Origin of the sequence: Amycolatopsis jiangsuensis, assembly GCF_014204865.1 — a bacterium.
Classification (GTDB): Bacteria; Actinomycetota; Actinomycetes; order Mycobacteriales; family Pseudonocardiaceae; genus Amycolatopsis; species Amycolatopsis jiangsuensis.
In genome coordinates this window covers 4,816,579-4,830,059 of sequence record NZ_JACHMG010000001.1, presented here as the reverse complement: position 1 = coordinate 4,830,059, position 13,481 = coordinate 4,816,579, and the positions used below count along the sequence as shown (strand labels likewise).

The following is a 13,481-nucleotide window of genomic DNA, read 5'->3' as shown; positions in this document are numbered from 1 at the left end:
TGGCTATTTGTTGTGTGTATTGGTGGATTGGGTTTTTGCATGTGGTGGGGTGTTGTGGGTGGTGGGGTTGGGGGGAATTGTTGTGGGGGTTGCTGGTGTGAGGCTGGTGGCGTGTCCGTTGTTGGTTGTGAGTGTTGTGGAGGGTGTTGTGGAGTTGCAGGTGGCGTTGGATGTGGTGGATTTGCCGTCGGCGTTGACGTTGGCGAATCAGGTGGCGGAGTTTGTGGATATTTTGGAGTTGGGGACTCCGTTGGTGAAGTCGGTGGGGATCGGTGCGGTGAGTGCGGTGAAGGCTGCGCATCCGGACAAGCTGGTGTTCGTGGATTTGAAGACGGCGGATGCGGGTGAGTTGGAGGCGGGGTTGGCGTTCGAGGCGGGTGCGGACCTGGTGACGGTGATGGGTGCCGCTGATGATGACACGGTGCGGGGTGCGGTCGCGGCGGGTCGTAAGTACGGCAAGAGTGTGGTGGCGGACATGATCACGGTGACCGAGGGTCGGGTGGCGCGGATTCGTGAGGTGGCGAAGCTGGGGGTGTCGTTCGTGGAGATTCATGCGGGTCTGGACGAGCAGGCCCGTCCGGGGTACACGATCGCCACGTTGCTCGAGGATGGTCGTCAGGCGGGGGTGCCGTTCTCGATCGCTGGTGGGGTGAAGATCGACACGATCGGGTCGGTGCGCGAGGCGGGTGCGAAGGTCGCGGTCGCCGGTGGCGCGATCTACAACGCCACCGACCCCGCCGCCGCCGCGAAAGAACTCAAAAAACACGCCACCGCCTGACCCCACACCGCGCCGAGAGCGCGAATTCCCGAAAACACCGAATTCATCAGGAGTGCGCGTCCATGGCAGCACAGGAATCGATCCCGAGACACCGGGCGATCGAATCGACCGACGACGTCGCTCGCTTGACCACCAGGCGAGTTCCCGAGGACTGGACGGAGCTGGACCGGCGCGCGGTCGACACCGCACGGGTGCTGGCCGCGGATGCTGTCGAGAACTGCGGCAGCGGGCACCCCGGCACGGCCATGAGTCTCGCGCCCGTCGCCTACGCGCTGTTCCAGCGGGTCCTGCGGCACGACCCGGGTGACGCGCAGTGGATCGGCCGGGACCGGTTCGTGCTCTCGGCCGGCCATTCGAGCCTCACCCTCTACATCCAGCTGTTCCTCTCCGGCTACGGACTGGAACTCGACGATCTGAAAGCCTTGCGCAGGTGGGATTCGCTGACCCCTGGCCACCCCGAGTACGGGCACACCACCGGCGTCGAGACCACCACCGGCCCGCTCGGCCAGGGCCTGGCCAACGCGGTCGGCATGGCCATGGCCGCCCGCCGCGAGCGCGGGCTGTTCGATCCGGACGCCGAGCCGGGCCGCAGCGTGTTCGACCATCAGGTCTACGTGATCGCCTCGGACGGCGACATCGAGGAGGGCGTCACCTCCGAGGCTTCGTCGCTGGCCGGAACGCAGCAGCTCGGCAACCTCACGGTGATCTACGACAGCAACGAGATCTCCATCGAGGACGACACCCGCATCGCGCTGTCCGAGGACACCGCGAAGCGCTACGAGTCCTACGGCTGGCACGTCGTCACGGTCCACGGTGGCGAGGACGTGACCGGATTCCTGGACGCGGTCGAGCAGGCCAGGGCCGAGACCACCCGTCCGACCCTGATCGTGCTGCGTACCGTGATCGGCTATCCGGCACCGACGAAGATGAACACCGGCAAGGTGCACGGCGCCGCGCTGGGCGCCGAGGAGCTCGCGGCGGTCAAACTCGCCGTCGGTTTCGAAGCGGAGCGCAGCTTCCAGGTCGACGACGAGGTCCTGCGTCATACCCGTGCGGTGACCGAACGGGGCCGGGCCGATCACGAGAAGTGGCAGCTCGAGTTCGACGCATGGGCGCGGGGCAATCCGGAACGCAAGGCGTTGCTGGACCGCATCAGCAAGCGCGAGCTGCCCGCCGGCTGGGCCGCGGGCCTGCCCAGCTGGGAGACCGGCGGCAAGGCGGTCGCCACGCGCAAGGCCTCGGCCGCGGTGCTGGCCGAGCTCGGCGCGGTGCTGCCCGAACTCTGGGGCGGGTCGGCGGATCTGGCCGAGAGCAACAACACCACGATCAAGGGCGCGGACTCCTTCGGTCCGGCCGAGATCTCGACGAACGCCTGGCAGGCCAACCCGTACGGCCGGACGCTGCACTTCGGAATCCGCGAGCACGCGATGGGGTCGATCCTCAACGGCATCGCGCTGCACGGGGGAACCCGCCCGTACGGCGGTACGTTCCTGATCTTCAGCGACTACATGCGTCCGGCGGTGCGCCTGGCCGCGTTGATGAAGCTGCCGACGATCTACGTGTGGACCCACGATTCGATCGGCCTCGGTGAGGACGGCCCGACCCACCAGCCCGTCGAGCAGCTGGCCTCGCTGCGCGTCATTCCCGGGATGTCGGTGGTGCGCCCGGCCGACGCGAACGAGACCGCGCACGCGTGGAAGGCCGTGCTGGAGGACACCAGCGGTCCGGCAGGGCTGGCGCTGAGCCGTCAGGACCTGCCGATCCTGGCGGGCACCTCCGCCGAAGGCGTGGCGCGCGGCGGTTACGTGCTCGCGGAGGCGTCCTCGGGCAGCCCCGAGGTGGTGCTCGTCGGCACCGGATCCGAGGTCCAGCTCGCCGTGGCGGCCAGGGAAATCCTCGAAGCCGAAGGCGTGGCCACGCGGGTGGTGTCCATGCCGTGCGTGGAGTGGTTCGACCGGCAGGACCGGTCGTACCGGGACCGGGTGCTGCCCCCGTCGGTCCGCGCGCGCGTGATCGTCGAAGCGGGCACGGCGCAGCCGTGGCACCGATTCGCCGGCGACAGCGGTGAAATCGTGTCGCTGGAGCATTTCGGTGCCTCGGCGGACTTCAAAACCCTGTTCCGCGAGTTCGGCATCACGACCGAGGCCGTGGTCGAAGCGGCACGACGAAGTGTGCGTTCCGTGCGACCGAATTGATACCGGCCGTTCGCACCGGCGGCCCCGGCAAGTCTGCCGGGGCCGCCTTGTCGTGCTTTCGGCCAGCATTCGTTATGCCAATTACGGGATAGTGCTTCCCAATGTCGTAAGCCTTGCCGGGCACCGCGAATGTCGAGAATCATCGTGGTCTGAGCGGCTCATCGGTGCCGCTGACACGATCCGCGCGATGGCGTGTGCACCGTACCCGGCGAAGTGACCGGCGAATGCCGTCCGCCCGGCAAGTGGAGGAAGATCTCGTTGACGCAGTCGACCACGAAAAAGCTTGACTCCAGCCAGTTCTCGGACGCGGCGCGGGCCGTCGTCGGGGAGGTGGACAAGGTGAGCGCGGGCGTGCACTCGCCCGCCTGGATTCGTGCCGGTGCCCTGTTGCTCAAGGCACCGACGGTGTTCACGATCGGCACCGGGCGCAGTGGGCTCGCCCTGCAGATGGCCGCGATGCGGTTCATGCACCTTGGGCTTCCCACCCACGTCGTCGGGGAGGTGACCGCTCCCGCGATCGGTTCGGGCGACGTGCTCGTGGCGGCTTCGGGCTCGGGCTCGACCGCCCGCGTGGTGCGGGCCGCCCAGACCGCCCGTGACCAGGGCGCGAACGTGATCGCGCTGACCACGGCCGCGGATTCGGCGTTGGCCAAGGCCGCCACCGAGGTCCTGATCATCCCGGCCGCGGACAAGCAGGACTTCGACGGGACCGCCTCCGTCCAGTACGCGGGCAGCCTGTTCGAACAGTCCGTGCTACTGATCACCGACGCGCTGTTCCACACGCTGTGGCAGACGAGCGGGACGCAGGCCCGCGAGCTGTGGCGGCTGCACGCGAATCTCGAGTGATTGCACCGTCATCGCGAACTCCGGCGTCCTGATGCCACCGACGAGAATGGAGCCCCAGATGCAGTATCGGAGCGAGGTCGCGCCGCGGACTTCCGGCGATCTCCACACTCTGGAGTCGGTGGCGCTGGCCGCGACCCGTGGTGCCGCGCTGGCCAGCTATCCCTGGGTGGGCCGCGGCGACCAGAAAGCCGCCGACGCGGCGGCGACCACGGCGATGCGCGCGGCACTGGCCGACGCACCCGGGCGGGGAAGGGTGGTCATCGGGGAGGGCGAGAAGGACGACGCCCCGATGTTGTTCAACGGCGAGATCGTGGGCAACGGCCAGGGACCGGACTTCGACATCGCCGTCGATCCCCTCGAGGGAACCTCGTTCTGCGCGCACGACCTGCCCGGCGCACTGGCGACGATCGCGTTCGGCGACGCGGGAACGTTCTGGTCGCCCGGCCCGGGGTTCTACATGGACAAGATCGTGGTGCCGCCCCGGGCGAAGGACGTCATCGATCTGGACGACCCGCCCGAGCAGACCTTGGCCAACGTCGCGAAGGCCCTCGGCAAGCAGGTCGGCGAACTCCGCGTGGTCATCATGGACAAGCCGCGGCACAAGGAGCTGATCGCCCGTGTGGTGCGTGCGGGCGCGGCCGTGCAGACCCCGGCGGGCGGTGATGTCGGGGGGAGCCTGGCGGTACTTCTGCCGACGCTCGACATCGACCTGCTCATCGGGGTCGGCGGCACGCCCGAGGGTGTGCTGACCGCCGCTGCGGTCCAGGCGCTCGGTGGCGGCATGCTGGGCAGGCTGGCCCCGCAGCGGGACGAGGAAGCGGACAACATCCGGGCGGCAGGTCTGTCCCTCGACCGCGTCTACACCGGCGCCGAACTGGTCGCAGGCGATGCCTTCTTCGTCGCCACCGGCGTCAACGGCGGCCCACTCGTCGGACGTCCGCGGAAAAGCAATGGCACGACGATCGCCGAATCGCTCCTGATCTCCCGGGGAGAAGTCCGGCACATCACGCACACCACCTTCGAGTAGGCAGTGAACCGCCTCGAAACGGACCATCACGATCAAGGAGATCCGGTGACGTTGCATCTGGACGACCTCCGCGTTCGCCGGCTCGGCGAATGCCGCTACGACTCGCCGTTCTCCGAGACGCTGTCCACCAAGCAGACGTCCCCGCACTACGTCGCGGAAGGCGATCGCGTCCTGCTCGAGGACACCGTTTCCATGCTCGCCGACCACGGTCTGCCCCTCGGCCGCATTCCGAGTTTCGAGGCCGCCGGGCCGCGCCGGAAGATCTACTTCGATCCCTCGCAGGTGACCGCGGGCATCGTCACCTGCGGGGGGCTGTGTCCCGGGCTCAACAACGTGATCCGCGGTCTCGTCCAGGAAATCTACGTGCACTACCAGGTCAAACAGGTGCTGGGCTTCCGCAACGGCCTGCAGGGACTGACCGCCGCGCACCGCGACGACACCATCGAACTGACGCCGGACCGCGTGCGCGACATCCACAACGCCGGCGGCACGATCCTGGGCAGCTCGCGTGGTGGCCAGGACGCCGACGAAATGGTCGACACCCTCGTTTCGCGAGGCATCGACATCATGTTCGTCATCGGTGGCGACGGGGGAATGCGCGCGGCGACGTTCCTCAGCGAGGCCATCCGCGCGCGGGGGCTGGACATCGCGGTCATCGGGGTGCCGAAGACGATCGACAACGATCTGCCGTTCACCGATCAGTCGTTCGGTTTCCAGAGCGCCTTCGCGCGGGCCACCGACTTCATCTCCGCGGTCGCCGTCGAAGCCGCGGCCGGCCTCAACGGCGTCGGGATCGTGAAGCTGATGGGCCGGCACTCGGGATTCATCGCCAGCTACGCCGCGCTGGCGGCCAATGCCGCGGACATCGTGCTGATCCCCGAAATTCCCTTCGCACTCGGCGGACCGGACGGCCTGCTGGCCCACGTCGAGCAGCACGTACGCACGAAGGGACACGTGGTCATCGTCCTCGCCGAGGGGGCGGGGCAGGAGCTTCTCGAAGAACACGGCCTGCCGCAGCAGAACGGACGCGGCACCGACGCCTCGGGCAACCTCAAACTCGGTGACATCGGCGGCCTGCTGCAGGCGAGCATCACCGCGCACCTGACCGCGGTCGGCCTGTCCCCGACGATGCGCTACATCGACCCGAGCTACGCGGTCCGCAGCATCGCCGCCAACGCCTACGACAGCGTTTACTGCCTGCGGCTGGCCCATGCCGCGGTGCACGCTGCCATGGCCGGTCGTACCGAGGCCGCGGTCGCGCGGTGGCGGCGCCGTTTCGTGCATGTCCCGTTGTCCCTGATGACCAGCCGGCGCAACCAGGTCGACCCCGACGGCGACCTGTGGATGTCCGTGCTCGAAACCACCTGTCAGCCGGCGGTGTTCGGTCCGGCGCGCGACCGTGGGATGGTCCGCATCGGGTTCTGCTGACACCCCACTTGTCACTCACACGAGAAGCGCTCGGGCGCGTAGCGCTGGGGTCGCGCGGACGCGGGGGTCGCTCGTTGGTGTGGCGGGACGGTCGTGCGGCGGGATGGTCGCCGGACCTGGGTATCCGATGGACACGAACGTCCATGAAGGGCAGCGCGAGGCGCTGGCACCCCCAGGAAAGGACAGGGCATGACTCGCAATCTCGACCCTCAGCAACTGGTCGGCAGCACCGCGCTCGACCGTGACGGTGAGAAACTGGGGAAGATCGGCTCGGTGTATCTCTCGGACGACACCGGGGATCCGGAGTGGATGACGGTCAAGACCGGCATGTTCGGGCACAAGGAAAGTTTCGTCCCCCTGCAGGGCGCGGTGCTCCGGGACGAGGACGTCGTGGCCCAGGTGCCGAAGCAGAAGGTCTCCGACGCGCCGCAGATCGACGCCGACGGCCATCTCTCCACTGACGAAGGTGACGAGCTCTACCGCTACTACGGGCTGCAGCAGTCCGGCCGGCACGCGCAGAATCCTGGCGAGGGCGCCCAGCCCGCAGCCGGGGCGGTACCGGGCACCGGCCGTAGGAAGGCTGCCCCGGGTGAGCACGCGGCGCGTGGCGAGAATGCCGAGGTGACCCGTTCGGAAGAACGGCTTCGCGTGGGGACCGAGTCGGTGGAAACCGGGCACGTACGGTTGCGTAAGTACGTGGTGACCGAGGAACAGGAGATGAAGGTTCCGGTACGCCACGAAGAGGTCCGGGTGGAGCGCGAACCGATCGAGCGCGGCGAGCCGGGCGAGGCCCGGATCGAGGAGGGCGAGCAGGAAGTCACCCTGCACGCCGAGAAACCGGTCGTGAACACCGAAACGGTCCCGGTGGAGAAGGTGCGGCTGGACAAGCAGCAGGTCACCGAGGAAGAGACCGTGCACGGGCAGGTCCGCAGGGAAGAAATCGACGTCGACGACGACACCCAGCGCCGCCGTTGAGCAGAACCTGTGAGTGGCCACGCCGATGGGAACCGGCGTGGCCACTCACGACTGCGAAAAAAAGAATTCGTGAGACCAACCGATCAGGGTAGGAAAACCTCGGTCAGAGAACTGCGACCCGACACGATCGTGGAACGAAGTGGAAGATCGTCGTGAGGCGCCAGTACGTTCTCGGCACACATACGGCGAGGCGGAACGCCCCCGTCAATCCTCAATCCCCGGGAGTACCCGATGCTGAAGAAGATCGGTTTCATGACCGCTGCGCTCGCGGCAGGTGCCTTGTTGTCGGGCGGGATCGCGTCCGCGGCCACCGACGGCCACCACGGTGACGGAGATCGGAACGGTCAGGTCGGTCTGGTGAACCTGAACAACGTCGACGTTCTGCACAATGTGAACGGGACGCTCGGTTTCTGTGGAAACGACGTGAATGTGCTCGGCGTGCAGGTTCCGATCCGGCACTCACTCGAAGGTATCGGTGTGCCGGTGCTCTCCCCGGGCGCCAACTCCGCGGAAGGGAAGAACCCGTACAACTGCGCTTCGGGTGGCGTGGCCGACGGAGGCAGCCTCCAGCACAACTGAGTCTTCGCGCCCGGCCGCCCGTGGTGGGCGGAGTCCGGTTGAGGCGCGGAGTCCGGCGGTTCGGGTTCGAGCCGCGCGGCGTCCGGACCGGAGCCGAGTCCTGACATTCCCGGTTCCGGTCCGGGTCCCCGCACCCGCCCAGTGCAGCCGGTCAATCCGGTAACGACCTGGTAGGGCGGTTCGCGCAGTCGTCAGACGACGGCCGTCGTGTGCATAGCGCACACGACGGCCGTTTTCATGTGGCGCACCTTTCCGGCGACCAGCGTTCGGCCCGGTCACGGTGGCGCGTGCGTTTGCGTTTGCTGGTGCACGTGCGATGTGCATTTTTCCCTCCGGACGCGGTAAGTTGGTCTCTCGAACGGTCAAGCAGTGCGCCGCAGCCATCCGTCGTACGCGCTGGGAGAATTCCGTTGAACATTTCACGACCTGAGATGAGCGCGGCGCTGTCGGTCGGCGTCGACAGTGGGCAGCCGATCCCCACGGTGACCGCGAAGGGTGAAGTCGACCTGACGACGACGTCGGTGTGGCGGGAGGCGTGGAGCCGGCTGTGGCAGGCCGGGGTCACCGCCCCGGTGGTGCTCGCGGACACGACCGGCGTCACCTTCTTCGGTTCCGCGGGAATCACGGTCCTGCTCGAAATGGTGCGCGAGGCACGGGAACGCGGTCTGGAGCTGGCGGTCGCGGCGTCCACGACGGTGCGCCGGTCGTTGCAGATCGTCGGTGTCGACTCGCTGATCAGGGTTTACGACACTCTCGACGAAGCCCAGGAGCACATCGGGGCCGCTCGCGCCGGCGAGGCGAACGGAAACGGTGCGTACTGGAAGCCGCCCGCGGTGCCCCGGCCACGGGAGGACGCGACCCCGGCGGAACTCGTCCGGTACCTGCGTGCGGAGAACCTCCAGCTGCGCGAGGCCCTCGAAACCAGGACGGTGCTGGAGCAGGCGAAGGGAATCGTGATGGCGCGGGAGGAGGTCTCCTCCGACGAGGCGTTCGAAATGCTGAGACGGCTTTCGCAACGCACCAATGTCAAGGTCTACGACCTGTCCGCGCAGCTGATCAACCGGGTCGCACGGCGCGGGTCCCGGCGGTGAGGCTCAGCCGAGCCGCGGAACGCCACCGGGGAACGTGATCGGCAACTGGTAGAGACCACGTGCCGGTTCCCCGCTGGTCCGCCTGCCGTGGAAGTAGATGTACCCGTCGACCACATCGGCGCCGCCCGGCCCGTCGACCTTGCCGTCGAGCAGATCGGTCGACAGCAGCGGCGCATCCGCCTTCACGAACGGTCCGGCGAGGGTCGGCGCCGAGGCGTAACCAGTGTGGTATCCGGAGCTCTGGAACGTGTCGGCGGAGTAGAAGAGCAGGTACTGCGACGAGGTCTTGACCACCGAAGGCGCCTCCACCACGTTCTTCTCCGAAGTGAGGTCGGCGCGCAGCAGCTCGGTCCGCGGCCCCGACAGTGTTCGCCCGTCGGAGCCGAGTTTCTGCGACCAGATCGCCGCGGGCGGTCCCACGGTCGCGCCGTCCGCCTTGTACAGCAGGTACCGACTGCCGTCGGAATCGAGGAAGGTTTGCGGGTCGATGTCTCCGTCGTCGGCGGGCACGCAGACGAGCGGCTCGTCACCGGCGGGCTGATAGGGGCCGGCCGGTCGCGAGGAGGTCGCGACGCCGAGGCACATCGGTCCGTCCGGTGCGATGGGCGCGGCGAAGTACAACACGAAAGTCCCGTCCGGCAGCGTCGTGACGTCCGGCGCCCAGAGCCCGCCGTCCGGTTTGGCCCACTTCGGTACGGCGGCGAGTGCGTCACCGACGACCTGCCACGGACCGCCGGGTGCCGGCGCGCTTGCCACCGGGATCTTCCCGGAACCGGTGTTCGTCGAAAAAGCGAAATATCCCGATTCGGTTTTGACGATGTCGGGGTCCGGGAAATCCTGGTCCAGCAGCAATCGGGGCGCGCTGACCGCCAGCGCGGCCGGCGAGTGAACGAGGGCGAGCAGAACGGCGGCGGCGACGGCGGACCCCGTGCGGCGGAGAATGGACATGCCGACGATTCTGGGTGCCGGGGAACGGATTCGCCCCCGGAAATCTGAACCCGGGGCGCCTGCCACCGTCAAAGCTGCGAAGCGCAGTCACCCTGCAGTGGCCGGGTTTTTACCCTCGTGACGGGCGAAAGCCCAGGTGAGGTGCGCAATCGCGGCGTTACTGGGCGAAGGGGAAGGAACACGGCTGGGCGGATCGCTTTCCCTTCGGGGCACCGCCGGTCGTTCTCCGGGTAACGTCAGTTCGGCGGGCAGGACGCCCGGTCATCCCGGCGCTCGCTCGTGGCACTTCGGCTTTCATCTCGGGCGCCTTTCCTTGAGAGGAAAACACTGTCATGTCGAGAAAGCGGACCTTGCTGTCCGGAGTGCTCTTCGTCCCGTTGTGCCTGGCGCTGACCGGCACGGCCGCGGTCGCCGCCGAGCCGGCGCACACGCTCCCGCTCACCACCGGCTGGTGGCCCGGCGGCGCGAGCAGCCAGGAGGACTCGGCGGTCTACGCCGGAATCGGCGGAGCGGGCGTCCTGCACCAGGAATCCGGCACCGACGGATGGGGAAATGTGTGGAACGAGCAGCACGGCAGCGTCGCCGGGATCGGCGGTGCGGCCGTGCTGCACGGCGAGAGCGAGGCAAGCGGACGGGGCGACAGCCGCCCCACCGCCACCACGGACCCGGCACGTTCGGCGAGCGCGACTCGGCCGGCAGGCACATCACGTTCGGCCTCCGCCCCCGCTGTCGACCAGGGTTCGGCCTCGGCTCCGGTCGCGGCTCCGGTACGGGCGAAGGTCGCGAAGCGGCATGCGGCTCCGGCGAAGTCCGAACCGGCGTTGCGGCGTAAGGAAGCCGTCACACCAGTGAAGAAGGCTGCTCCGGCGCACGCGGTCAGCGCCGCCGAGCCGAGGACGACCAAGGCCGGACACCAGCGCTCCGGCACTCGCCCGGACAGGGCGAGCCGGCACGTTCAGGATTCGTCGTCGTACCACCAGGGAACCACGTCCGCCGGCCCGGCAGGGGCGGCCTCGTCGAACGTGGCGAGTTCCGCGGGACGTGACTACGCCGCATACGCCGCCTCCTCGCTCACCGCGGGGCCGGAAGGCGCTACTTCGAGTGGAACGAGCGCACTCGCAGTACCGGGAGCGGCCGCGTTCCGCACTTGGGACGTCGCGGCCGGCCCGACGGGGGCGTACAGCCACAGCACCGAAACCTCGACGGGTGTCGGCGGACACGACGTCGACTGATCGGACGCCGAGGAGCGCGAAGGTGGGCTGGTGCGAAGGCACCGGCCCACCTTCGCGTCCAGCAACGGCCCCCGGGCGACGCGCGACGGCGATCTCGGTCACTGCGGCGAAGCAGGCAACGACTGGTACCGCTCCGCGTATGGCATTGCTCCATTCGTCCCAGAAATTGGCATTAGCGTGAGGCAGTAGCAGGGCCTGCTCTGATCGATATCACTAGGCGCAGTCATCGCCACTCTTCAGTGTCATCGCGGCCGGGCGGAATGCAGGACGCCGGCGCCCCGTGATCCCGATGTTTGGCCTTCTGGAATTCGGGTAGCCACGGGGGTTTCCACCTGACCGGACAGCCACTCGTAGGACGGTCATTCCGTGCGGAAACTGTTCGGACGGCTGTGGGGTCGGTATTCTCTCGGGTGCCGGGGAAGCGCCTCGGAGGCGGCTTCGCGGCCGACCGCTCCCGGCGCCGGGGACCTGACAACCAAGGCGCCGGAGAGGCCGCATCCCTGGTGGCGGAGGACTTCTCGGCGGGATCACCCCGCCGGGAGGTTCTCGACGGGGGCCGCCACGGCGTTCCGGATCGCGGCGCGAGCCGGACGATTCTTGCCGGATCTGCCTGTTGAGGCCGGTCATGGCTGCTGTTTTCGCAGTTCGATCCCCATGCCCGCCGAGTCGTGAAGAGCGGTTTCCGGAACCGGAGCGGATGATCGTTTACCGGTCCGATTCCGTTTCGGCGGGTCGAGTTTCGCCGCATCCGGTGGATCCGTACCATTAGTGGTGGTTCAGTAAGCAGCCGTGGAAGGACGAGCCCCCGGGGGAGCGTCCGCCGGCAGCTGTCCTTCCCTGGTAACGCCTACGCTCCCGCGCGTGGGCGGACCGCCACACATCCGGCTCGGTGGACTCGGGGGAGGAATGGACAGTCATCTCGTGATCGGCGCTCCGGGCGCGGCCTACACGCCGCGCCTGGTGGCGATCACCGGCGACCGGCTCATCCATCCGGCCGACGCACGCAACGACCTCGCACGGATCGTGCTGCGCTGGGCGCGTGCCTGGGTTCCGGAAACCTGGGCCGCACGCCAGTACTTCGCGTCCTTGGGCATCGGTGATGACGAGTCACCGCGCTACACCGATCGGGACGTGACCGGCTGGCTGTTGCTCCGGCCGCAGCCGGGATCGCTGGCCTCGCAGGTGCGTTCGAGCGAGCTGGATGTCGCCACTGCTCTCGCGGCGGAAGCGGAGGCCTGGCCGGAGTAGCGCTACCCGAATTCCCGTTGCGGCTCTGTATCGCCTGATCCCGGCGATGCAGGGTCTTTCCGTGCGCGCGTAAGAGAATATCGTGCCGATCGTAGCGAAACGCCTTGTCCCGCAACGAGCTTGATGTCATCGTGAGGTGAATCTTGTTGTCCGACATACAATAACGCGGCGGACGACCCGAAAGAGGTCTTGTAGGCCGGTCAACGGGTCGGCAGCTGACACGATGGTGGCGTGCGGTGGAAATGGCGACCATCGGTCGGTACGTTTCCCTCACGCGGTTCGGATTACACACCTTCATTGCCGAATCCGTGGACGCAATCGTCAGAGTCGGTGATCGTCGACTTCGATCATCGAAGCCCCAGAGGAGTTCGAATGCTGAAGAAGATCGGTCTCGTGACCGCCACGATGGCGGCCGGCGCCTTCATGTTCGGTGGCATCGCGGCCGCCGACACGCAGGACAGCGGCCACCACGGTCACCACGGCGGTGGGGACCAGGGCCAGGTCGGCCTCGTGAACCTGAACAACATCGACGCGCTGCACAACGTGAACGGCACACTTGGCCTGTGCGGTAACGATGTCAACGTGCTCGGCGTCCAGGTTCCGGTTCGCAACGCCCTGAACGGGATCGGCGTGCCGATCCTGTCGCCGGGTGAGAACGAGGCGTCCGGCGAGTCCCCGTACAACTGCGCTTCGGGCGGCGTCATCGACGGCGGAAGCCTGCAGGGTAACTGAGTCTCCTGCCGAGGCCGCCCGCAGTGTGTGCGGAAGGCAGGCCGAGGCACGGAGTCCGACGGTTCGCGTCAGCGCCATGAGGTACCCCGGAGCACGGATAGAGCTGCACACTCCTGATCCGTGCCCCGGGTGTACCGGACGCCGTGCGACGTCGGCACGGGTGGGATCGGTTGCCTGGCCCAGGTCTGTGCCGGTCCCACCCGGCGTGCCCGACACGATAACCAATGCCCGCGATCCCGGCGACCGGAGACGGTGTCCGCACGGGACGGTGAGCACGCCGGCCTGAGGTTTCGCCAGGTCGCGTCGGTCTCAGGCTGTGCGTATCGAGAATCTCCCTCCCCGCCTTCGGCTGTCCGCCCCGTGGACAGTGGTGCTTCCGGTGTGGTGTGTGCGAGGGAGGCT

At 67.8% G+C, this 13,481-nt stretch carries 12 protein-coding genes; 11 read left to right on the top strand and 1 reads right to left on the bottom strand.

Features of this window, described 5'->3' with window-relative positions; genetic code table 11:
- Positions 1-148: 148 nt before the first annotated feature.
- The 8 genes from hxlA (at position 149) to BJY18_RS21610 (ending at position 8,919) form a co-directional block, all read left to right on the top strand.
- Complete coding sequence (hxlA, locus tag BJY18_RS21645; protein ID WP_184781689.1) at positions 149-778, top strand: 3-hexulose-6-phosphate synthase; 630 nt, start codon at positions 149-151, stop codon at positions 776-778.
- 62 nt (positions 779-840) lie between these two features.
- On the top strand, positions 841-2,973 hold the full coding sequence (gene tkt / locus BJY18_RS21640; RefSeq protein WP_184781688.1) for a transketolase: 2,133 nt from the start codon (positions 841-843) through the stop codon (positions 2,971-2,973).
- 258 nt (positions 2,974-3,231) lie between these two features.
- Positions 3,232-3,819: a 6-phospho-3-hexuloisomerase gene (gene hxlB, locus BJY18_RS21635; RefSeq protein WP_184781687.1), complete on the top strand. Its 588-nt coding sequence runs from the start codon at positions 3,232-3,234 to the stop codon at positions 3,817-3,819.
- A gap of 58 nt (positions 3,820-3,877) precedes the next feature.
- Positions 3,878-4,846, top strand: coding sequence for a class II fructose-bisphosphatase (glpX, locus tag BJY18_RS21630; protein WP_184781686.1), 969 nt, complete (start codon positions 3,878-3,880; stop codon positions 4,844-4,846).
- A gap of 45 nt (positions 4,847-4,891) precedes the next feature.
- Positions 4,892-6,274 carry an ATP-dependent 6-phosphofructokinase gene (locus BJY18_RS21625; protein ID WP_184781685.1) on the top strand — a complete coding sequence of 461 codons (1,383 nt, stop codon included), beginning with the start codon at positions 4,892-4,894 and terminating at the stop codon, positions 6,272-6,274.
- Between the two features lie 189 nt (positions 6,275-6,463).
- Positions 6,464-7,249: a DUF2382 domain-containing protein gene (locus tag BJY18_RS21620; RefSeq protein WP_184781684.1), complete on the top strand. Its 786-nt coding sequence runs from the start codon at positions 6,464-6,466 to the stop codon at positions 7,247-7,249.
- Between the two features lie 231 nt (positions 7,250-7,480).
- The gene (locus tag BJY18_RS21615; protein ID WP_184781683.1) at positions 7,481-7,828 is read left to right on the top strand and encodes a hypothetical protein; all 348 of its coding nucleotides are present in this window, start codon (positions 7,481-7,483) and stop codon (positions 7,826-7,828) included.
- Positions 7,829-8,259: 431 nt separating this feature from the next.
- The gene (locus BJY18_RS21610; RefSeq protein WP_184781682.1) at positions 8,260-8,919 is read left to right on the top strand and encodes an anti-sigma factor antagonist; all 660 of its coding nucleotides are present in this window, start codon (positions 8,260-8,262) and stop codon (positions 8,917-8,919) included.
- Between the two features lie 3 nt (positions 8,920-8,922).
- Here the strand turns inward: BJY18_RS21610 and BJY18_RS21605 are convergent, their stop codons facing one another.
- On the bottom strand, positions 8,923-9,867 hold the full coding sequence (locus BJY18_RS21605; RefSeq protein WP_184781681.1) for a glycoside hydrolase family 43 protein: 945 nt from the start codon (positions 9,865-9,867) through the stop codon (positions 8,923-8,925).
- A 332-nt stretch (positions 9,868-10,199) separates the two neighbouring features.
- Here BJY18_RS21605 and BJY18_RS21600 point away from each other — a divergent pair, with 332 nt between their 5' ends.
- From BJY18_RS21600 to BJY18_RS21590, 3 genes are all read left to right on the top strand, one after another.
- A complete protein-coding gene (locus tag BJY18_RS21600; RefSeq protein ID WP_184781680.1) occupies positions 10,200-11,099 on the top strand; it encodes a hypothetical protein in 900 nt (299 codons plus the stop codon).
- A gap of 861 nt (positions 11,100-11,960) precedes the next feature.
- Positions 11,961-12,347 (top strand): hypothetical protein, encoded by a 387-nt coding sequence (locus BJY18_RS21595; RefSeq protein ID WP_312873917.1) that lies wholly within the window; start codon positions 11,961-11,963, stop codon positions 12,345-12,347.
- Between the two features lie 372 nt (positions 12,348-12,719).
- Entirely contained in the window at positions 12,720-13,079 is a 360-nt protein-coding gene (locus BJY18_RS21590) for a hypothetical protein (protein WP_184784762.1), read from the top strand.
- Positions 13,080-13,481: the final 402 nt, after the last annotated feature.